This is a genomic window from Brevundimonas sp. Root1423 (assembly GCF_001426805.1).
This window is the reverse complement of the sequence record NZ_LMFL01000045.1, coordinates 486,372-507,760: the sequence shown is the minus strand read 5'-3', so window position 1 is coordinate 507,760 and position 21,389 is coordinate 486,372. Positions and strand designations below refer to the sequence as shown.

The window sequence follows — 21,389 nt, the reverse complement described above, 5'->3', positions numbered from 1 at the left end:
AACTTCGTCGACCGCCTCAGCTTCGTCGGCGGTCGTGAGACCAGCGCCGACCGTCTGGGCGATGTCCTCGGCGCCTTCGATCCCGCCGCTTCGGCGGAACGCGGCGCAGGCGGCTGGGTCTCGGCCTACGCCGGAGACCAGACCCTGGACGGCAAGCCGGGCCAGGCCACGGTCGAGAGCACGCTGAACGGCTTCGCCGGCGGCTACGGCTCGCGCATCGGCGCCATGAGCATCGGCGCGGCCGGCGGGGTCACCCGTCTGGAAGGCGACGTCGCAGCCCGTCAGGGCCACTACGAAAGCGACCTGTCGCACGCCGCGGGCTATGTGGCCTACGACGACGGCGTCTGGGCCGCGGACGTGACCGCGGCGTTCTACGGCGGCGATCTGGACACCCGTCGCGGCGTCACCGTCGGCGCGTTCAAAGGCACGGCCATCGGCAACACCCATGTCGAGGGCCAGGCGCTCTCGGCCAGCGTGGCGCGCCGCTTCCAGGTGTCGGACAATACNTGCTCTTCCGATCTGGCGTTCTACGGCGGCGATCTGGACACCCGTCGCGGCGTCACCGTCGGCGCGTTCAAAGGCACGGCCATCGGCAACACCCATGTCGAGGGCCAGGCGCTCTCGGCCAGCGTGGCGCGCCGCTTCCAGGTGTCGGACAATACGATGATCGCCCTTGGCGCCATCGGCACCGCATCCAACGCCTCGGTCGACGGCTACACGGAAACCGGCGCCGGCGGCCTGTCGCTGCARGCCTCGGGGCAGGAACGCGACTGGCAGACGCTGCAGCTCAGCGCCCGCGGGACGCAGGACTATCGCGTCAACGGCCACGGCTTCCGGATCTACGGCGGCGCCGGTGTCATGGCCATGGCGGGCGACCGTCAGGCCACGGGCGACATGCGCTTNCAGCGCCCGCGGGACGCAGGACTATCGCGTCAACGGCCACGGCTTCCGGATCTACGGCGGCGCCGGTGTCATGGCCATGGCGGGCGACCGTCAGGCCACGGGCGACATGCGCTTYACCGGCGCGCCGATCGGCTTCGGGACCTTCRCCGTCGAGGGCGCCGAAACCCCGCCGCTGGCCGGGCTCGCGGACTTCGGCGTCGAGATCGGCGCCGGCGAGGGCGTGACGGTCTCGGCCGGTTACCGCGGGCTGTTCAGCGAACGGCTCCAGGACAACCAGATCGGCATCAAGCTGAACGTCAGCTGGTAAGCATCAGGTACGCGCCCCCGTCCGCAAGGTCGGGGGCGTAGTCCGCCGCGCGAGATCGCCTCAGACGCCGCGCGTTCCGTTGACGAAGCGCTCGTACCGGTCCTGCCGGATCGAGGCGCCGTCGCCGTCCAGCTTGACGACGACCCATGCGCTCGCGATCGACAGGATCGCCGCCCCGATCAGAACCGGCCAGAATTCACGAACAGCCCGCATCGCAACGTCATCCATGGGCGCGTCCATGCGCGCGACCTGCGCCGGAAACGGACTGAGGCCGCGCCGGGTTCCTGTGCCGGCCCGCGCACCTTGACGGGTCTGTCGCCGACTGGTGCATGAGGGGACGCCACGACAGGTCCTGCATGCCGATCTCCTTCGCCCACCTCGCGCCGATCCTGATGCTGACGGCGTCCAACGTCTTCATGACCCTCGCCTGGTACGGCCACCTGAAGTTCGGGTCCAAGCCGCTCTGGCTGGTGGTGATCGTCAGTTGGGGGATCGCCTTCTTCGAATACTGCCTGGCCGTGCCCGCCAACCGGATCGGGCATCAGGTCTATTCGGCCGCCGAACTGAAGACGATGCAGGAGGTCATCACCCTGGTCGTGTTCGCCGTCTTCTCGATCACCTTCCTCGGCGAGAAGCTGACGATGAACCACGCGGTCGGCTTCGCCCTGATCCTCGCGGGCGCCTGGTTCGTGTTCCGCGGGCCGCTCTAGGCCTCGGCCAGCAGCGCCAGCAGGGCGAAACTGGCCAGCCAGTGCTCGCCCATATAGTCGCCGGTGACATGCGGCATGGCGGCGTCGAGGTGGTCTTCGGCGGCCTTGAGCGCGATGGCCCGGCGAGGATCGTGTGACGGCAAGGCTGCCGCGACCTCGCGCCAGCACCAGGCCCGGCTCAGGTTCAGCCCGTCCAGATGAGCGATCTTGCCGTCAGACCGGTCGCTGACGCCGACCGGCTGGAACAGGGTCACGGGCTCGCGCCGGTCCAGCCGGGGCAGGAAGGCGTCGAACCAGCCGGCGAAGGCGTCCGGCGTCATGACCCGCCGCATCAGGACGGCCTCCATCAGGGCTGGAGACAGGAACTCGTCCTGCGACGGCTCCCATGCCGGGCAGTCGCGGTCGCCCGAATGCCAGCGCAACGCCCGCTCCCGGCACAGGGCGGTCAGGGCCGCCTCGCCCGCGCCCTCGGCGTAGTCCAGCGTCAGCCGCAGGGCGAAGGCGGTGTTGTAGTGGGTCCCGACGCGCACGGGGTAGTCCGCCAGCGGCAGGAAGTCGCTGAAGCGTTTCGCGAAGGCCTCGGTTAGAGGGCGCAGCATGTTAGCGCGCCCGTCCTCGTGCCGCTCCAGTTCAGCGGCCAGCATCAGCAGCCATGCCCAGCCGTAGGGTCGCTCGAAGCCGCGGCTTCCGGGACGGTCGAGATAGGCCGTCTCGGCCGCGACGTTGGCGGGCGTGAACATTTCATCGGCCAGCGCCCGGATACGCGCCGCCTCCGGCATGTCGGGATACAGCCGCAGCAGGGTGAACAGCGTCCACCAGCCGTGCACGCACGAATGCCAGTCGAAACTGCCGAAGAAGATAGGGTGCAGGGCGCGCGGTCCTTGCACGTCCTCCGGTCCGGACAGGACGTGATCCATCTTGTTCGGATATTCGCGGACCACATGGCCCAGCGCCGCCGAGGCGAAGCGGGAGGCTGTGGTGGCGTCGAGGCGTTGGGTCATCTCAGAACCTGAAGGCGAAGGCGTACATCAGCGCCATATTGACCACGAGCAGGATCAGGGCCGTCGGCAGCTGGGCCCGGATCACCCCGTTCAGCGCCGCGTCCCGGTCGGGCAGCTCCAGCAGATTGGCCGGCACGACGTTGAAGTTGGCCGCCATGGGCGTCATCAGCGTTCCGCAGAAGCCGGCCAGCATGCCGATGGCGCAGACGATGGCCGGATCGCCGCCGAACTGGACGACCACGAACGGCAGGCCGATCGCAGCGGTCATCACCGGGAAGGCGGCGAAGGCGTTGCCCATGATCACGGTGAACAGCGCCATGCCGAGGCAATAGACGACGACCGCAATCAGCGGCGAGGTCAGCGGCACGGCCTGACTGACCAGTTCGCCCACCACGCCTCCGACGTCCGAGGCCAGGAAGACGGCTCCCAGCGAGGCCAGCATCTGCGGCAGGACCGCCGCCCAGCCGATGGAGTCCATCAGCCTCCGCCCTTCCTGCACGGGGGCCATCGCCGGCGGCCTCAGCCACGCCATGGCGGCGAACAGGGCGATGACGCAGCCGAGGCCCAGCGCGATCAGCGTGGTCTGGGTCGATGACAGCAGCCAGGCGCCGGCCCCCGTGTGCTTGGCCGCCAGCGTCCCGCCGACCGCGACCAGCGGCACGATCAGGGCCGGGATGAACAGGGCGTTCCCGTATCGAACCGCGCCCTCGCGTCGCTCTTCAAGCGTGGTGGTGGGCGGATGGCCGACGCCCAGCTTCTTCAGCCCGCCGACGGCCACCAGCGCCAGCACGAGAATGCCGTTGCCGAGCCCGCCCAACCACGAGCCGAAAAGCATCGACACCGCGATCAGGCCCCAGAAGAGCGCGCTGCGAATGCGCGTCGGATGCGTCCGATCTCCGAGCGTCAGGATGGCGAAGGCTGCGAACATCAGCCCCGTCAGCACATAGGCGTGGTCCAGGGTGATCATTGCGACGCTCCCGCGTCCGCGGCGGCCGCGATGTCACGCTTAACCGACCGGTCGAACAGCAGCAGGCGCGCGCCGTGAATGGCGAAGGCCGCTATGGCCGTCGGGATGGCCCAGACCGACATCTGTAGCGGCTCGACGATGATCCCGGCCTGCTCGAGGAAGCCGACCATCAGGACTATGGAGCCGATGGCGATGAAGATGTCCTCGCCGAAGAACAGGCCGACATTGTCGGTGGCGGCGGACATGCCGCGGATGCGGAACCGCACGGAGTCGGGCAGGGAGCCGCCGGCCTGGACCTCGGCCGCGCCTTCGGCCATCGGCGCCACCAGAGGCCGGACCATCTGCGGATGGCCGCCCAGCGAGGTCAGGCCCAGGGCCGAGGTCGCCTGACGCACCAGCAGATAGCTGATCAGCAACCGGCCTGCGGTCGCCGCCTTGACCTGTGCGATCAGGAGCCGCGCCCGCTCCTGTAGCCCGGCGCGTTCCAGCAGACCGATGACCGGCAGGATCAGCCAGGTAATGTGGAAATACCGGTTGTCGTTGAAGGCGTCCCCGAAGGCGGCCAGCGTGTTGACCGCCGCCAGCCCCAGCCCGCGGGCGTCGACCCCCGGAGCGACCGCCGCCGCCACGCCGGTGACGATCGCGGCAAGCAGAATGACCAACAGCGGATTGATACGGGCGATAAAGCCCGCGACCACGACCGCGATTCCCAGAAGCACCAGCATCCGGCGATCCCCCCAAAGTTCTGCTGGAGAGTTGCGCGCTTCGCCGCCTTCGCAAAGGCCTTGCTGGCGAACGACGACAGAACGCCCGGCGGCCTTGCCCGGATTCAGTCCGAAATATATACAACGTCTACGAAACGTATACGCCGGAGAGACCTATGGGCATCGTCAATATCGAGGACGACCTGCACGAGCAGTTGCGCCGCGCCAGCAAGGCGTCGTGCCGGTCGATCAACGCCCAGGCCGCTTTCTGGATCAGGCTCGGCATGCTCTGTGAACTAAACCCTGGCCTGACCTTTCAGGAACTGGTCGCGCGCGAGCTGAGGGCCGCGGGCGTCGAGGCGACGGGGCGCACGGCCGCGGCGGCATGATCAAGACAGGGCAGGAACTCGAGCTGATGGCGGAGTCGGGCCGTCTGCTTGCCTCGGTGTTCAGCTGGCTCGATCAACAGCCCCTCAAGGGCATGACTACGCTTGCGGTGAACGACGCCGTGGAGGCCTATATCGTCGACGAGCTGGGGGCGCGGCCCGCTAGCAAGGGCCAGTACGGCTACGGCTTTGTCCTCAACAGCTCCCGCAATGACGTCGTCTGCCATGGCGTGCCGTCGGCGGGCGAAATGCTGCGGGATGGCGATATCGTCAATTTCGACATCACCCTCGAGAAGAACGGCTTTATCGCCGACTCCAGCAAGACCTGGTTGATAGGCGAAGTGGGACCGCAAGCGCGGCGGCTGGTTCGGACGACCTCTGAAGCGATGTGGAAGGGTATCCGCGCGGTGCGCCCCGGCGCGCGCCTCGGCGACATCGGCCATGCCATCGAGCGCCATGCGAGACAGGCCGGCTATTCCGTCGTGCGCGAATACTGTGGCCACGGCATCGGTCGTGAAATGCACGAAGCTCCGCAGGTGCTCCACTATGGCAAGCCCGGCACGGGCCTGACCCTGAAGGAGGGGATGGTCTTCACGATCGAGCCCATGATCAACCAGGGCGGCCGTGCGGTCGTGGAGCAGGACGACGGCTGGACCGTGGCGACCGCCGACGGGAAGCTCTCCGCCCAGTTCGAGCACACCGTGGCCGTCACCCGGGACGGGGTTCGCGTGCTGACGTTGCGGCCGGATGAGGTCGGCCGGGTCTAGCGCGGTCCGAACCCGCCGCCGCCCGGCGTCTCGATGACGAAGACATCGCCGGGCTCCATACGCACCTCGGCGGTTGAGGCCAGCAGTTCGCGGCCGCCGCCGGCGCGCTCGATCCGGTTGACGCCGGTCGCTCCGTCCGCGCCTCCCGCGGCGCCGAAGGGCGCGGTTCGTCGGTGGTTCGACAGGATGGCCGCCGTCAGGGGCTGGAGGAACCGCACCCGCCGCACGGCCCCGTCGCCGCCCCGGTTGGCGCCATCTCCGCCTGAGCCTCGCCGGATCGAGAACTCTTCAAGCAATACGGGGAATCGGGTCTCCAGCACCTCGGGATCGGTCAGGCGGCTGTTGGTCATGTGCGTCTGGACCGCGGAGGCGCCGTCAAAGCCCGGCCCGGCTCCGGCGCCGCCGGCGATCGTCTCGTAATACTGCCGGGCGTCGTCGCCGAAGGTGAAGTTGTTCATGGTCCCCTGACTGGCGGCCAGCACGCCCAGCGCGCCGTACAGGCAGTCGACCACGGCCTGGCTGGTCTCGACGTTGCCGGCGACGACGGCGGCGGGGTAGCGGGGGTTCAGCATCGACCCCTCCGGCACGATCAGCCGGATCGGCTTCAGACAGCCCTCGTTCAGAGGAATGGCGTCGTCCACGAGCGTGCGGAAGACATAGAGGGTGGCGGCGCGGGTGATCGACAGCGGCGAATTGAAATTGTTCGGCCGCTGATCGCTGGTCCCGGTGAAGTCGACGACCGCGCTGCGGGTCGCGGCGTCTACATCGATGCGCACTCTGATGACCGCGCCGTCGTCCATCTCCAGCGCGAACGCGCCCGGCTTCAGCGCCGCGATGGCGCGCCGGACCGCTTCTTCGGCATTGTCCTGTATGTGGCTCATATAGGCGGCGACCACCTCGCGGCCGAATTCGCCGACCATCCGCGTCAGCTCGTCGGCGCCACGGGCGCAGGAGGCGACCTGGGCCTTCAGATCGGCCATGTTCTGCCCGACGTTGCGCGAGGGATAGCGGCCCGAGGCGAACAGCGCTCGCGTCTCGGCGTCCCTCAGCCGCCCGGCATCGATCAGCAGGAAGTCGTCGATCAGCACGCCTTCGTCCTCGACCGTCTTCGAGGAGGGCGGCATCGATCCCGGCGTGGTCCCGCCGACATCCGCATGGTGGCCCCGCGCCGCGACGAAGAAGGCGGGCGCGTCGTCGGCCTCCAGAAACACCGGCATGATGACGGTGATGTCGGGCAGGTGGGTGCCGCCGTTGTAAGGCGCGTTCAGCATGTAGACGTCGCCGCGCCGCATGCCCCGGCCGTCGGCGGCGTCTCCCCGCGAACGGATCACGGTGCGGATGCTCTCGCCCATCGATCCGAGATGGACCGGAATATGCGGCGCGTTTGCGATCAGGGCGCCGGTGGCGTCGAAGACGGCGCACGAGAAGTCCAGCCGCTCCTTGATGTTCACCGAATAGGCCGTGGCCCGCAGCGCCTCGCCCATCTGCTCGGCGGCGGCCATGAAGCGGCTGTTGAATACCTCCAGCATGATCGGATCGGCGTCGGTGCCCAAGGCCGCGCGGGCGGGCAGGGCGGTCACGCGGGCGAGGATCAGGTTCAGCGCCTCGTCGGCCGTGGCGCGCCAGCCGGGTTCGAGCACCGTGGTGCCGGTCTCCTCCAGAATGACGGCGGGACCATCGACGGCGGCGTCGGGTCCGAAGGCGTCGCGGCGATAGACCGGGGTGTCATGGTCGGCGCCCGCCATCCGTACGGGCACGCGGGCGACAACCGGCGGCGCGTCCTGCAGCGCGGTCGTGAACGGCGCGGACGCGGCCTGATCCGAAGCGGCCACCGCCTCGGCTTCCAGCGTCTCCACGACCAAAGCCTTGTCCTCGGCGAAGAAGCCGAAACGCAGGCGGTGCAGGGCTTCGAACCCCGCCCGCATCTCATCGGCCGGGCCAAACGGAACCGAAAGCGGCGTGTCCGACCCGGCGAATTTGATTTCGGCGCGAACGACGGTGGTGATCGCGCTGTCAGCAAACCCCTGCGCGACCAGCAGGCCGCGCGCATCGGCGGTCAGGGCGCCGGCCCGTTCGCTCAGGGCTGCGTCGCCCGTCGTTTCCAGCGGCGCCGCCACCGTGGCCTGCCGGATGGCCCGCACGTCGGCCAGCCCCATCCCGTAGGCCGACAGCACCCCGGCGAACGGGTGCAGCATGACCCGCGTCATCCCCAGCGCATCCGCGACCAGACAGGCATGCTGACCGCCTGCGCCGCCGAAACAGTTCAGCACATAACGGGTCACGTCATAGCCGCGCTGGATCGAGACCGACTTGATCGCCTCGGCCATGTTCTGCACGGCGATGGTGACGAAGCCCTCGGCCAGCGCTTCCGGGGTGGTCTCGCGGCCCGTCGCCGTCGCAACCTCGGCGGCGAGCGCCGCGAACTTCTCATGCACGGCCCCGGCGTCCAGCGGCTGATCGCCGTCCGGCCCGAAGACGGCGGGGAACTGGTCCGGCCGCAACTTGCCCAGCATGACGTTGCAGTCGGTCACCGTCAGCGGTCCGCCGCGCCGATAGGCGGCCGGTCCGGGCACGGCCCCCGCCGACTCCGGCCCGACCCGTAGCCGCGATCCGTCGAACCGGCAGATCGAGCCGCCCCCCGCCGCCACCGTATGGATGCCCAGCATCGGAGCCCGCAGCCGGACCCCGGCGACGACGGCGTCGGAAGTGCGCTCATAGTCCCCGGCGAAATGCGACACATCGGTCGAGGTGCCGCCCATGTCGAAGCCGATGACCCGGTCGAAGCCGGCGGCGCGCGCCGTCTCCGCCATGCCGACCACGCCGCCCGCCGGTCCCGAGAGGATGGCGTCCTTGCCCCGGAAGGCCCCCGCCGCCGTCAGTCCGCCGCTGGACTGCATGAACAGCAGCGGCGTCGCCTCGCCCAGATCGGCGCCGACCCGGTCCACATAGGCGCGCAGGATCGGTGACAGGTATGCGTCGGCCACGGTCGTATCGCCGCGCCCGATCAGCTTGATCAGCGCCCCGACCTCGTGGCTGACCGAAACCTGTTCGAACCCGACCTCGCGCGCGATCGCCGCCAGTCGCGTCTCGTGCGCCGTGAACCGCCAGCCGTGCACCAGAACGATGGCGATTGCGCGCAGCCCCGCTGCATGCGCCGCCGTCAGATCGATGCGGACCCGGTGCTCGTCCAGCGGCTGTTCCACGGTCCCGTCGGCGCGGACTCGCTCGTCTATCTCTACGACCCGGTCGTACAGCTGTTCGTTCAGCACAATGTTGCGGGCGAAGATGTCGGGCCGGCTCTGCCAGCCGATGCGCAGGGCGTCGCCGAAGCCGCGCGTGATTGCCAGCAGCGTCGGCTCGCCCTTGCGTTCCAGCAGGGCGTTGGTCGCCACCGTGGTGCCCATGCGGATGGCGTCGACCCGACCCGCGGGCAATAGTCCCGGGGCGGCTCCAAGGATGCGGCGCACCCCCTCCACAGCCGCGTCGGCGTACTGTTCCGGGTTGTCGGAAAGCAGCTTGCGCGTCTCCAGCCGACCGTCAGGCGCGCGGGCCACGATGTCGGTGAAGGTGCCGCCGCGATCGATCCAGAAGCGCCAGCCGGCGGGCGCAGGGATCGGTGACGCGCTCATGGGTTCGCTCCGGCGGCAGGAGCGATGCAGATAGCCGGGGACGGCGCCGTCCGTCTACGTCAGACGGTCGCCGTCGCGGCGACGGCCTCGCAGGCGATCCGTCCGTCCGACCCGAAGTCGGCGACGGCGGACTGGCCGATGAAGATCTGGTGGACCCCGGTCGCCGCGCCGGTCGAGATCAACTGCCCCGCTTCAAGCCGCCGGCCGCGCGCATGCAGCAGGTTCAGCAGGAAGGCCAGTGAGTCCAATGGCCCGCCCGGAATGTCCACGGCGCCGCCCCGGCCGATGACCTGGCCGTCGATCGCGACCGTGCAGGTCAGCGCCGCCAGCCGGTCCCGCCAGCCGGCGATCTCATCGCCGAGAATAAGCCCGGCGTTGTTGCCGAAGTCCGACGCCGTGACGGCCGGGCCATGTTCGTTGATGGCGGCGAACGGGCTGCCGGCGATCTCGACGCCGGTGAACACCTGTCCGATCAACGGGACCACCGACGCAACCGTCCAGTCGCCCCGGTCAGGCGCGTCGACGCCCATCTGGATGATGTACTCGGCCTCGACCGCTGCGAAGCCGCTGTCGATCACAGGAAAACGCGTCGGCTCCGCGCCCGCCTGCCAGACGTTGCGCGAGAAGATCGGGCCCGCCAGCCGGCCTGCGCCGTATTTCTGGTCCAGCGGTTCCTTGATCCGGCCCAGCTTCCAGCCTGCGATCCGGTCCGGCCAGGCGGCGATCGCCTCGTCCTGGATCTCATAGGCCTCGGCCATGGTGGCGGGCATCGGACCGGGATAGGGCGACAGGAATCGTCCCGCCCGCCGCGCATCGACGAAGGCGCGCGCGATCGGCGACGGACTGGATTTATCGAATGCGTGGCTCACGCCGCCTCCCGTTTGGCGCGGACATTGCGCAGGAAGGAAACCGGTGTCAATTTGAATCCGGCGACGCTTGTTCTGTGGCGCTGTCGCCCGGCGCTTCGCCGCGGGACGTGACCGCTGACAGACGGGGCGGCAAAGGCTAAGGACAAGGTTCGGCCAGAGAGAATCCTGACGTGAACGAAACCCGACGGACAGGCGGAAAGCCCGCCACGATCAACGACATCGCCCGGCTGGCCGAGGTGTCGAAGAAGACCGTCTCGCGGGTCATCAACAACTCGCCTTTCGTCAAGGAAGACACCCGCAAGCGGGTCGAGGCCGTGATCGCCGAGCACGGCTACAGCCCCGATCCCCAAGCCCGGGGGCTGGCCTTCCGGCGCTCGTTCCTTGTCGGGATGATCTACGACAACCCCAGCCCGAACTATGTCGTCAACATGCAGCAGGGCGTGCTGGACGCCGTGCGGGGTTCGGGCCTCGAACTGCTGGTCCACCCCTGCAACCGCGGCTCGGACACATTCCTGCACGAGGTCCAGGCCTTCATCGTCCGGCAGAAGCTGTTCGGCGTGGTCATGCCGCCGTCGGTGTCCGAGGACGACCGCGTCGTCGCCATCCTGCGCGAGGCCGATTGCCCCTATGTGCGCATCGCTTCGGTCTCGCTGGACGAGCCTGCCCGCATGGTCGTGACCAACGACAGTCGCGGCGGGGCCCGGGCCGCGCGGCATCTGGCCGAGCTCGGCCACCGGCGGATCGCCTTCATCTCCGGCCCCGACACCTTCCGCTCATCACACGAGCGGGGCAGGGGGTTCGCCGAGGGATTGGCCGAGCACGGCGTGACGCTAGACCCGGCCTACGTCCGGCGCGGGGCCTACACGTTTGAATCCGGGGTTGAGGCGGCGACTGAACTGCTGGCCCTGCCGCAGCGGCCGACCGCCATCTTCGCCGGCAACGACGAAATGGCCATCGGCGTCATGAAGGCCGCCCGCGACGCCGGGCTGCGCGTGCCCGAGGACCTGTCCATCGTCGGCTTCGACGATCTGCCCATGGCTTCGCGCGTCTGGCCCAACCTGACCACGGTCCGCCTGCCGATCCGCGACATGGGCCGGATGGCGGCCGAGAAGCTGACGGCGCGCAGCCGGGGGCTCGACCCGGCGACCATGGTCCAGCCGGAGGTCGACCCGTCTCTTGTCGTCCGGGATTCGACGGCGGCCCCGGGGCGGTAAATCTGCACGCCATGCGATCCCGATCCGGGGCGGCCGCGAACGAAAGTCAGCTCTGACGTCAGCGACGAACATTCCGCTTCGGCAACAAGGCGGTTTACGCCCGTAAACTTTCATGGCTCACTGCCGCGGAATGTGGGAAAGGACTGTCGACATGCACGCGTCAAAGCCCGCCGCCGATTCCAAGCTCAGCCGTGCGAATGCTGTGGAAACCTCCTTGATCGTCGGTCTGGCGGCCCTGGTCGTCATAAAGGGCGGCGGGGCCGTCGCCGGCGTGTTTCTCGGTATCGGCCAGATGATGGCGGCCGTCGTTTCGGCGCTGGCCGGCTGACCGACCGCCGGACCCGCCGAAGTCTCAAAGGGTTTCGCGGAAGAAGCGCGCCACCTCCCGGTTGAGCAGCTGATGAAAGGCGGCCCGGTCAAACCCCGGCTGCGACTGGCACAGGACCGGTATCGCGGCCCGCAGCCCGTCCGTGCAGGGCGGCAGGAAGTCGAAATGACCGGCGCCGGCGACCAGATGATACTCGGGCGTTCGGCCCAGACGGTCGCGGACCGGCTCGACATTGAAAGGGGCGGGCAGGATCTCGTCTCCCTCCGCCTGCCAGAGCTGGACCGGAATCCGCACCGCCGCGAGGCTCTCGTCGGTAAAGGCATAGCCCAGGCCGGGCGCCGCGATGACAGCGGCCCTGATGCGCGGATCACGGCCGACCGCCCGCCACGTCGCCGCATCGATCGGACTCTGCGCGATCAGGCGGCAGGCGAACATCTGCGGCTCCTCCTCGCAATGACGCTGGATGAGCCGGGGGTCGCTGACCCCGCCGATGAGGGCCGTGACCGTGAAGCCGCCGGCCGAGAAGCCGAAGGCGCCGATGCGCGCCGTGTCGATCCTCACGGGGCCGGACCAGTCCTGGGTCATATGGTCGATCAACAGGCTGATGTGGCGCGGGCGATCCGACAGCCGGGTCTGGCGGCTGTCGTCGCGCCAGTTGTCGCCCGGATGCGTCAGGGCGGCGACCACGAACCCGGCCTCGGCCAGCGCCTCCGCGGTGTCATGGTGACCCGTGAATCCTCCGCCGTTTCCGTGGGAGATCACGATCAGGGGGCGGAGGCCGGAGACGTCGCTGTCGGCGGGCAGCCAGACGCCGGCTTCGATCTCTCCGCCTTCGGGATCGGCGAAGCGGAAGGTCTGGTCTGCATCCTGGGCCGACGCAGCGGCGGTCGATGCGGCGGCGGCCCCAAGGATGAGGGCGACGAACAAGGCGATGGACGTGCGAAGATGGGACATGGCGGGTCCTGCGGGTCGGTGAGGCGCCCTCGATCGGACCCGGCCGCGGCTCGCGCCAGCGCCACTTCGTCAACGGGCGAACGGGTTCGCGGCCCGGCCAACGGTTTCGTCGATCGCCGGGGCGGCTATAGTCCTCCCGGGGGAACGATGAGCGACACACCGAACACGGCCCGCGTCTGGGCGATTGAACTGGCTGTCTGTCTGGCGACCGGCGCTCTGATGGGGGTGATCGGCCCGTTTGGCAGCTTCTTCAACGACGTCCTTGCCGTGAGGATCGCCTATTGGGTCAGCGTCTTCCTGATCTGCGGCGTGACCCTGCGTCTCGCCATTCGCGTGCTGGCGCCGCGCGCCCGGCGGGCCGGGGTCCCGGTCTGGGCCTGGGCGCCGGCGATGGTGCTTGCGCTGGGACTGCCGCTGGCGGGGATCACCCGCATGATCGCCATCGCCATCTGGCCGGGCATCCGTCAGGGCGTCAGTCCGGTCGACTGGTACGGCCAGACGGTGTTGGTCATCCTGATCTACGGCGCCCTGCACGCCACCCTCGTCCGCCGCCTTGAGAGCCCGGCGTCCCCGCAGCCCGTCAAGACGGGGGCGCCGCATATCCTGCGTCATCTGCCGCCGCGGCTCGGCAGCGATCTGCTGTGTCTGTCGATGGAGGACCACTATGTCCGACTGCACACCGAGCGGGGCTCGGTGCTGGTCCTGATGTCGCTGGGTCAGGCGCTGGACGAGCTGGGCGACCTGGACGGACTCCAGGTCCACCGCTCGTGGTGGGTCGCGCGCCGCGCCGTCGATGCGGTGATCGAGGACGGCCGCAATCTTCGCCTTCGGCTCAAGGGCGGGATCGAGGCGCCCGTTTCGCGCGCCAGCGTGGCCCGCCTGCGGTCAGCCGGCTGGCTGGATGGCAGGGCCGCCGGCGAGACCTGAAGCGGGTGATCAGCCGCGCTTCAGGGTTGCTGGAGGTGGGCTCAGGCGTTCTCGAGCACGCGGGGGCTGCCGACGAGGCCCTTGATGTAGTCGCGGATGCCTTCGTCCGTGGCGTTGGCGAAGAAGTATTCCTGGAAGCGCTCGCCGGCGACGGCGGCCTTGAGCAGGTCCTGATCGACGGTCTTCAGGACGGTCAGCATGTCGTGGCAGGTGACGGCCTTGAGGTCCTTCAGGATGCCCCGGTTCTTGCGCATGATCTCGGCGCGTTCCTTGGGATAGCCCAGACCGCGTTCGCCCTCGAACAGCTTGCGATAGACGTCCTGCAGGTTCAGTTCGGCGGCCCAGCCGAAGCCCTTGGCGTAGGGCATGGCGATGGCGTTGCCGTCGTTGATCTGGCCGAACAGGAAGGCGTCGGTGGGATCGATGATCAGGCCGCAGAACACGCCCGGCATGGCGTTGGCGGCCAGCATCGAGCCCGTGCCGGTGCCGCAGCCCGTGACCACGAAGTCGGCCGCGCCCGAATTGAGCAGGATGCCCGTCAGCAGGCCGTTCATGACATAGGTCAGCGACGCTTTGTCCTCGGGCGTGTACATGCCGTAGTGGAAAACCTCGTGGCCCAAGGGCTCGGCCACAGCGGTCAGGGCGGCGTGGACCGTCTCGCTCTTGGCGGCCTGGCTGTTCTCGATGATCAGGGCGATTTTCATGGCGTTCCTCAGGGCGTGGTGATGGTGGGCGTGAGGGTTCAACCCTCGGGGGGACTGATCGGCTGCATCCGATCGCGTCGCCGTCCCATCGTTTGCATCAGTTTATGACACCGGTTACCTATGCGTTCAATCCGCATGAAACAAGCCGGGGAGGGGAAAGCATGTCGACCAGCGCGCGTCCATGCGAGATCCTCCGGACCGGCGATGTGTTCGCCAATCTCGAGGCCTGTTGAAATGAACCCGTTCGATCTTTCCGGCCGCACGGCCCTCGTCACCGGCGCCAACACCGGACTGGGCCAGGCTATTGCAGTCGGTTTGGCGCAGGCGGGGGCCGACATCGTCGCCGTCGGCCGTTCGGCGCCGACCGAAACGGAGGCCATGGTCACCGGCATGGGGCGGGCGTTCAAGGCGATCTCCGCCGACCTCGGCTCCATCGCGCCGATCGCGGATGTGGTGGCGCAGGCGGGTCCGGTCGACATCCTCGTCAACAACGCCGGCATCATCCGCCGCGCCGACAGCCTCGACTTCAGCGAGGCCGACTGGGACGCGGTCATGGACACCAATCTGAAGACAGCCTTCTTCCTCAGCCAGGCCGTGGCCCGGACCTGGGTCGGGGACGGCCGGGGCGGCAAGATCATCAACATCTGTTCGATGCTGTCCTTCCAGGGCGGCATCCGGGTGCCGTCCTACACCGCCTCAAAGAGCGGCCTCGCGGGTCTGACCAAACTTCTGGCGTGCGAGTGGGCGTCGAAGGGCATCAACGTCAACGGCATCGCGCCCGGCTATTTCGAGACCAACAACACCGAGGCCCTGCGCGCCGACGAGACGCGCAACCGCGACATCCTTGCGCGAATTCCCGCGGGCCATTGGGGCAAACCCTCGGATCTCGCGGGCGCGGCCGTCTTCCTGTCGTCGGACGCCGCCAGCTATGTCCACGGCACGGTGCTGGCCGTCGATGGCGGGTGGCTGGCGCGCTAGCCCGCAACCCGCGTCTCGACCCCGGCGCGCGCATCGGTGTGCCTCCAAAGTCACGCCGATCCGCGTTATGGCCGCGCTTGCCATTCCGGTCGGCAGAAGGGGGCTTCCCAAAACGCGGATCATAGGGGTAGGCTTCGATTGATACCGGTGTCAGGAAGCGTTCCGCGCAACTATGACACCGGTGTCAAACCGGGACGAGCCAGCAAGGTTCGCCCGCAAAAATCGATAGACCGGGGTCACCCCGGCGTTCTGTATGCCCAATTGGGAGGAGGCATATTATGCAAGCCATTCAGCCGGGGATGACCCGCGCCCTTCGCCGTAGCCTTTTCGCGGGAGCGTCCGGCCTGGCCGTCGCCCTCTCGCTGGGGGTTGGAGCCGCCGCCGCGCAGACTGCGCCGCAGGACGCCACGGAAGTCGACGAGGTCATCGTCACCGGCTTCCGCGCCAGCCTGAGCGCCGGTCTCGACGCCAAGCGGCGCGAGAACACCATGGTGGACGTCATCGTCGCCGAGGATATCGCCGACTTCCCGGACCTGAACCTGGCCGAGTCGATCCAGCGCGTCCCGGGCGTGTCGATCGACCGCGACGCCGGCGAAGGCCGGACGATTACGGTCCGCGGCCTCGGCCCCGACTTCACCCGCACCCGCATCAACGGCATGGAAGCCCAGGCCACCGCCGGCGGCACCGACTCCTCGGGCGGGGCAAACCGCGGTCGCGGCTTCGACTTCAACGTCTTCGCCTCGGAACTCTTCAACTCGATCACCGTGCGGAAGACCGCCGCGGCCGAAACCGAAGAGGGTTCGCTCGGCGCCACCGTCGACCTGATGGCCACACGCCCGTTCGACGGACGCGGCTTCACCGCCGCCGCCTCGGCCCAGGTCGGCTACAACGACCTCTCGGAAGAGTACAACCCGCGCTACGCCTTCCTGCTCAGCAACACCTTCGGCGCCAATGACGAGTTCGGCGCGCTGGTCTCGCTGGCCTACAGCGAGCGCAGCCTGCTTGAAGAGGGCTTCAGTTCCGTCCGCTGGGCGCCCGCCGCGGCGCCGGGCTCGACGAACAGCGGCGGCTTCTGCTCGCCGGTCGGCTTCGCGCCCCAGAACCCTGGCAACAGCGCCGCGAACGGCACGACGGCCGCCAACTGCGCCACCGGCGTCGCGCGCCCGGCGAACACGGCCGCGAACAACGCCGCCTACACGACGGCCAACCAGGCCAGCGTCTTCATTCCGCGTCTGCCGCGTTACGGCCGCCTGACCCACGAGCAGGAACGTCTGGGCGTCACCGGCGCCTTCCAGTACCGGCCGGCCGAGACTACCCTGTTCTCGCTGGACATCCTGTATTCCAAGCTGGACGCCACCCGTCAGGAAGACTTCCTCGAAGCTCTGTCCTTCAGCCGCAACGCCGCGGCCGGCGGCCAGACGCAGATCGGCGTGCGCGAAGCCGTGGTCGAGAACAACATGCTGGTCTACGGCGTGTTCGACAACGTCGATATCCGCTCCGAGAGCCGCTTCGACGTGCTCTCGACCGAGTACACCCAGATCAGCTTCACGGCCGAGCACGACTTCTCGGACCGTCTGCGCGGCAGCTTCTACTATGGCCGGGCGGAATCGAATTTCGAGAACCCGGTCCAGACCACGGTCACCCTCGATCGCCAGAACACCCAGGGCTATTCGTGGGACTTCCGCGGCAACCCCGATGCTCCGGTGATCAGCTACGGCTTCGACGTCACGAACCCGGCCAACTGGGCGTGGCGGGGCGCCAATCTGGGCACCGGCCTCGGCGCGCTGCCGCGTTCGGAAATCCGCCTGCGGCCCAACGGGGTCGACACCCTGTTCACGACCGCCCAGGCCGACATCGAGTTCGACGCCAGCGAGTTCGTCACCATCAAGGCGGGGATCAACTTCAAGACCTACGACACCGATTCCTATGAATCGCGCCGCGCCGATGAAACCCTGGTGCCCCAGCTGCCGGCCGGCACGACGGTCGCCGGCATCTCGAACCTGCTGACGGGCTTCGGCAAGGACCTCGTCCCCACCGGCGCCGACACGAGCTGGCTGCGGCCGGATCTGGACGCGATCGCCACCCTGTTCAACATCTACTGCAACTGCGACACCGGCGTTCCGGGCGGCGACTTCCGCCTGACCAGCATCACCAACGGCAACGCCCGCGGCGGCAACCGGTCGATCTACGAGCAGGATCTGGCCTTCTACCTCCAGGCCGACTTCAACACGATGCTGGGCGACATGCCGTTGCGCGGCAACATCGGCGTGCGTCAGGCGAACACCGTGCTTGAAGCGGTCGGTTACAGCTCGACCGGCGGCGGCACCTTGGTGACCGGCGAGAACGAATATTCGGACACCCTGCCGTCGCTGAACCTTGTGCTGGAGCCGGTCGAGGACCTGTTCATCCGCTTCGGCGCGGCCAAGGTGATGGCCCGTCCGCCGATCAACAACAACCTGGCCGGCACCAACTTCCTGGTCCCGACGACGGCCCTTTCCACCGGCCCCAACTTCACCGCCACGATCGGCAATGTGAAGCTGGAGCCGTTCCGCGCCGACACCTACGACTTCAGCATCGAATGGTATTTCGCGCCGGAAAGCCTGCTGTCCTTCGCCTACTTCTACAAGGACATCGACACCTACATTCAGCTGGTGCGTCAGGACCTGCCGTATTCGGATCTGACGTTGCTCAACCCGTCCGCCTTCGCGCCGGCCTTCTGCACCGGCACCTGCACGGCCTCGACCATCTTCCAGCTGACCGCAGCGGTGAACACCGAAGGCGGCCCGCTGTCCGGCTTCGAGGTCAGCTACCAGCAGCCCTTCCGCTTCCTGCCGGGCCTCCTGGCCAACACGGGGGTGCAGCTGAACTACACCCACGTCGAGTCCGAGATCGACTATTGCAACGACGCGCTCTGCTCGGTCTTCGTAACGGCCGACCTGATCAACCTGTCGCCCCAGTCGTACAACGCCACCCTGTACTATGAGGACGACAAGTTCTCGGCGCGGGTCTCGGCGGCCATCCGCGACTCCTACCTCCAGAACGTCCCGGGCCGGAACGGCAATGCGATCGAGGGCAAGAAGGAAACCTTCAACCTCGACGCCTCCGCCTCCTACCAGCTGACGGAACAGGTCCAGCTCACGCTGGAGGCCCTGAACCTGACCGACGAGGCGAACCACCAGTTCGTCGGCGACGGCCTCGATCGGGAAAGCACCTCGGTCTACCACCACACGGGCCGCCAGGTGTTCGTCGGCGCCCGCTATCGCTTCTAGAAACGCGTTCTCCTGAACGTCACCTTGGGCCGGCGGCGAAAGTCGCCGGCCCTTTCTTTGGCCGCTACCGCCGTGACAAGGCGGCGTATAGGATTTCGGGATGTCTGCCCTGCCGAACCTCCGCCCGCCCGAACAATGCCGCTGGGACATGGTCGCCCTTGGCGAAGTCATGCTTCGGTTCGATCCCGGTGAGCGCCGCGTCCGTAACGCGCGGTCCTTCGACGTCTGGGAAGGCGGCGGCGAGTACAATGTGGTCCGGGCCATGGCGCGGACCTTCGATATGCGCGGCTCGGTCGTTACGGCCTTGCCGGACAACGATCTGGGTCGGCTGGCCGACGACCTGATCGCCCAGGGCGGCGTGGACCGCAGCCACATCCTCTGGCGCGAAGCCGACGGCATGGGCCGCAACACCCGCCTCGGCCTGAACTTCACCGAGCGCGGGTTCGGCGTCCGGCCCGCGCGCGGTCTGTCCGACCGGGCCAACTCGGCCGCCAGCCAGATGCGTCCCGGCGAGATCGACTGGGATCGGCTGTTTGGCGACGAGGGCGTGCGCTGGCTGCACACCGGCGGCATCTTCGCGGCCCTGTCGACCTCGACCGCCGAGGTCGCCATCGAGGCGGTCGAGGCCGCCCGCCGGCACGGGGTCGTCGTGTCCTATGACCTCAACTACCGCGCCAGCCTGTGGGACAGTCATCCGGATCCTGACGCCGCGCGTCGCGTCAACCGCGCCATCGCGGGCGCCGTCGATGTGATGATCGGCGACGGGTACGGCTTCGAAACCTGTCTCGGCATCGACCTGAAACAGCCGAAGGGCGGGAGCGACGCAGGCCTCGGGGCGCCGGCATTCGCCGCGGCTGCCGAGGCGTTCAGCGGTCTCTACCCCCAGGCGAAGGTCGTGGCTGCGACCCTGCGCCGCCCTTCGACGGCCAGTCGAAACGACTGGTCGGCGGCCGCGTGGAGCGGCGGCGAACTGCATACGGCCCCGGTCTGGGCCGATCTGGAAATCCTCGACCGCGTCGGGGGCGGGGACAGCTTCGTCTCCGGTCTCGCCTGGGCGCTGATGAACGGCCTTTCGGTCAAGGAAGCCGTCGCCTGGGGCGCGGCGCACGGGGCGCTGGCGATGACGACGCCGGGCGACGCCTCCATGGTGTCGCGCGATGAGATCGCGGCCCTGCTGGCGGGCGGCGACGGGCGTTCGATCCGGTGATGCTGACGCGCCGCGAAACGCTCGGCGCGCTCGCGGCGACGGCGCTGGCCGCCACGCCTGCCCGTGCAGCGCCGACGTCCCCGCGCCCGACGACGGCGCACGGTCCCGTCATCGGCTTGAGAGATCACGGGATCCTGTCGTTCAAGGGTGTCCGCTACGGCGCTGATACCCGCCCCAACCGCTTCCAGCCGCCGCGCATACCCGTTTCGTGGTCACGTCCGGTCGAGGCTCTGGATTACGGCGCTGCTTCGCCCCAGTCAGGAGGAGAGGCCAACCAGTCCGAGGACTGCCTGTTCCTCAACGTCTGGACGCCGGGGCTCGACGCCGGGCGGCGACCGGTCATGGTCTACATCCACGGCGGCGCCTATTCGACCGGTTCAGGCTCCTCGCCGATCTATGACGGATCGCGGCTGGCCGCGCGCGGCGATGTGGTCGTGGTCACGCTGAACCATCGCCTCAATCTGTTCGGCTATGCGTATCTGCACCGCCTCGATGCGGGCTTCCCCCATTCCGGCAACGCCGGCCAGCTGGATATCATTCAGGCGCTGCAGTGGGTCCGGGACAACATCGCCGCCTTCGGCGGCGATCCCGATCGCGTCATGGTGTTCGGTCAGTCAGGGGGCGGCGCCAAGATCGCGACGCTGATGGCCACGCCGTCAGCCAAGGGCCTGTTCCATCGCGCCGCCACCATGAGCGGTCAGCAGGTGACGGCGTCGGGCCCGCTGAACGCCACGCGTCGCACACGCGCATGGCTGGAGGCGGCCGGGGTCGGGCCGGACAGGGTTCGCGACCTGCTCGACATGCCGGCCGAGGCCCTGCTTGAAGCCGCCCGCGCGCCCGATCCCGTGCTCGGCTACGGCAGCCTGTATTTCGGCCCCGTGGTGGATCACCAGAGCCTGTTCCGTCACCCCTTCTATCCAGACGCCCCGGACCAGTCCGCCGGCGTGCCGATGATCATCGGCAATACCCGCGAGGAGACCCTGGCCTTCCTCGGCGGCAATCCCGCCAACACCGGCCTGACGTGGGAATCCCTGCCCGACCGCATGGCGCCCGACGTCATGCGCATCGACGTGGCCCCGGAAGTCGTCATCGCCGAATACCGTCGCCTGTATCCGGACTGGACGCCGGATCAGGTGCTGATCGGCGCCTCCACCGCCGGCCGGTCCTGGCGCGCTGCGGTCATCGAGGCCGAGGCGAGGGCGGTCCAGGGCGCGCCGGCATGGGTCTATCAGATGGATTTCCCGGGAACCCTCGAGAACGGCCGGTCGGGCGCGTACCACACGGTCGACATCGCCCTGGCGTTCGACAATGTGGACGCCCCCGGCGCGCGCGTCGCGGGCCCCGGCGCCCGGCAGGTCGCCGCCCGCCTCAGCGACGCCTTCATCGCGTTCGCGCGCTCGGGCGATCCCAACCACCCCGCCCTTCCTGCCTGGAAGCCGTACGGGCTCATGAACCGCGAGACCATGGTGTTCGACGTTCAGACCCGGCTCGAGAACGATCCCCGGGGCGCCGAACGCCGTTTCTTCGCGCAAACGCCCTACGTCCAGCCGGGGACCTGACGGCGC

The 21,389-nt window shown here is 68.5% G+C and carries 18 protein-coding genes; 10 read left to right on the top strand and 8 right to left on the bottom strand.

Going from position 1 to position 21,389, the window contains the following annotated elements:
• Window positions 1-1,270 precede the first annotated feature (1,270 nt).
• Entirely contained in the window at window positions 1,271-1,438 is a 168-nt protein-coding gene (locus tag ASD25_RS30750; RefSeq protein ID WP_156389450.1) for a hypothetical protein, read from the bottom strand.
• 128 nt (window positions 1,439-1,566) lie between these two features.
• On the opposite strand from ASD25_RS30750, the gene ASD25_RS24035 reads away from it, so the two are divergent.
• On the top strand, window positions 1,567-1,920 hold the full coding sequence (locus ASD25_RS24035) for a DMT family protein (RefSeq protein ID WP_056621192.1): 354 nt from the start codon (window positions 1,567-1,569) through the stop codon (window positions 1,918-1,920).
• Here the strand turns inward: ASD25_RS24035 and ASD25_RS24030 are convergent.
• Genes ASD25_RS24030 through ASD25_RS24020 form a run of 3 tightly spaced genes read right to left on the bottom strand, consistent with a single transcriptional unit; the run spans window position 1,917 to window position 4,613 of the window.
• Window positions 1,917-2,921: a DUF2891 domain-containing protein gene (locus tag ASD25_RS24030; protein ID WP_056621188.1), complete on the bottom strand. Its 1,005-nt coding sequence runs from the start codon at window positions 2,919-2,921 to the stop codon at window positions 1,917-1,919. The genes ASD25_RS24035 and ASD25_RS24030 overlap by 4 nt on opposite strands.
• A gap of 1 nt (window position 2,922) precedes the next feature.
• Complete coding sequence (locus ASD25_RS24025; protein ID WP_056621186.1) at window positions 2,923-3,888, bottom strand: DUF979 domain-containing protein; 966 nt, start codon at window positions 3,886-3,888, stop codon at window positions 2,923-2,925.
• Window positions 3,885-4,613, bottom strand: coding sequence for a DUF969 domain-containing protein (locus tag ASD25_RS24020; RefSeq protein WP_056621184.1), 729 nt, complete (start codon window positions 4,611-4,613; stop codon window positions 3,885-3,887). Before ASD25_RS24020 ends, ASD25_RS24025 begins: the two co-directional genes overlap by 4 nt.
• Before the next feature lie 155 nt (window positions 4,614-4,768).
• Between ASD25_RS24020 and ASD25_RS24015 the strand changes: the two genes are divergently transcribed.
• Together ASD25_RS24015 and map are read left to right on the top strand one after the other, a co-directional pair.
• The gene (locus ASD25_RS24015) at window positions 4,769-4,981 is read left to right on the top strand and encodes a ParD-like family protein (RefSeq protein WP_056621181.1); all 213 of its coding nucleotides are present in this window, start codon (window positions 4,769-4,771) and stop codon (window positions 4,979-4,981) included.
• Window positions 4,978-5,745, top strand: a complete 768-nt coding sequence (gene map, locus ASD25_RS24010) for a type I methionyl aminopeptidase (RefSeq protein ID WP_056621178.1) — start codon at window positions 4,978-4,980, stop codon at window positions 5,743-5,745. The genes ASD25_RS24015 and map overlap by 4 nt, the downstream gene beginning before the upstream one ends.
• Here the strand turns inward: map and ASD25_RS24005 are convergent.
• A complete protein-coding gene (locus tag ASD25_RS24005; protein ID WP_056621176.1) occupies window positions 5,742-9,374 on the bottom strand; it encodes a hydantoinase B/oxoprolinase family protein in 3,633 nt (1,210 codons plus the stop codon). The two genes, map and ASD25_RS24005, sit on opposite strands and share 4 nt — an antisense overlap.
• A 59-nt stretch (window positions 9,375-9,433) precedes the next feature.
• Window positions 9,434-10,243 carry a 2-keto-4-pentenoate hydratase gene (locus ASD25_RS24000; RefSeq protein WP_056621174.1) on the bottom strand — a complete coding sequence of 270 codons (810 nt, stop codon included), beginning with the start codon at window positions 10,241-10,243 and terminating at the stop codon, window positions 9,434-9,436.
• Window positions 10,244-10,413: 170 nt separating this feature from the next.
• Here ASD25_RS24000 and ASD25_RS23995 point away from each other — a divergent pair, with 170 nt between their 5' ends.
• A complete protein-coding gene (locus tag ASD25_RS23995; protein ID WP_056621171.1) occupies window positions 10,414-11,457 on the top strand; it encodes a LacI family DNA-binding transcriptional regulator in 1,044 nt (347 codons plus the stop codon).
• Window positions 11,458-11,608: 151 nt separating this feature from the next.
• On the top strand, window positions 11,609-11,785 hold the full coding sequence (locus ASD25_RS30745; RefSeq protein WP_156389449.1) for a hypothetical protein: 177 nt from the start codon (window positions 11,609-11,611) through the stop codon (window positions 11,783-11,785).
• 24 nt (window positions 11,786-11,809) lie between these two features.
• Here ASD25_RS30745 and ASD25_RS23990 read toward each other — a convergent pair whose 3' ends face one another.
• Window positions 11,810-12,739 carry a hypothetical protein gene (locus tag ASD25_RS23990; RefSeq protein ID WP_056621169.1) on the bottom strand — a complete coding sequence of 310 codons (930 nt, stop codon included), beginning with the start codon at window positions 12,737-12,739 and terminating at the stop codon, window positions 11,810-11,812.
• Between the two features lie 147 nt (window positions 12,740-12,886).
• Here ASD25_RS23990 and ASD25_RS23985 point away from each other — a divergent pair, with 147 nt between their 5' ends.
• Window positions 12,887-13,666, top strand: a complete 780-nt coding sequence (locus tag ASD25_RS23985) for a LytTR family DNA-binding domain-containing protein (RefSeq protein ID WP_056621168.1) — start codon at window positions 12,887-12,889, stop codon at window positions 13,664-13,666.
• A 41-nt stretch (window positions 13,667-13,707) separates the two neighbouring features.
• Here ASD25_RS23985 and ASD25_RS23980 read toward each other — a convergent pair whose 3' ends face one another.
• Complete coding sequence (locus ASD25_RS23980) at window positions 13,708-14,370, bottom strand: RpiB/LacA/LacB family sugar-phosphate isomerase (RefSeq protein WP_056621167.1); 663 nt, start codon at window positions 14,368-14,370, stop codon at window positions 13,708-13,710.
• A gap of 234 nt (window positions 14,371-14,604) precedes the next feature.
• On the opposite strand from ASD25_RS23980, the gene kduD reads away from it, so the two are divergent.
• From kduD to ASD25_RS23960, 4 genes are all read left to right on the top strand, one after another.
• Window positions 14,605-15,348: a 2-dehydro-3-deoxy-D-gluconate 5-dehydrogenase KduD gene (gene kduD / locus ASD25_RS23975; protein ID WP_056621166.1), complete on the top strand. Its 744-nt coding sequence runs from the start codon at window positions 14,605-14,607 to the stop codon at window positions 15,346-15,348.
• A 299-nt stretch (window positions 15,349-15,647) separates the two neighbouring features.
• On the top strand, window positions 15,648-18,617 hold the full coding sequence (locus tag ASD25_RS23970; protein ID WP_082572620.1) for a TonB-dependent receptor: 2,970 nt from the start codon (window positions 15,648-15,650) through the stop codon (window positions 18,615-18,617).
• Window positions 18,618-18,717: 100 nt separating this feature from the next.
• Window positions 18,718-19,824 carry a sugar kinase gene (locus ASD25_RS23965; RefSeq protein WP_056621158.1) on the top strand — a complete coding sequence of 369 codons (1,107 nt, stop codon included), beginning with the start codon at window positions 18,718-18,720 and terminating at the stop codon, window positions 19,822-19,824.
• Window positions 19,824-21,383, top strand: coding sequence for a carboxylesterase/lipase family protein (locus ASD25_RS23960; protein ID WP_056621157.1), 1,560 nt, complete (start codon window positions 19,824-19,826; stop codon window positions 21,381-21,383). Before ASD25_RS23965 ends, ASD25_RS23960 begins: the two co-directional genes overlap by 1 nt.
• Window positions 21,384-21,389 lie beyond the last annotated feature (6 nt).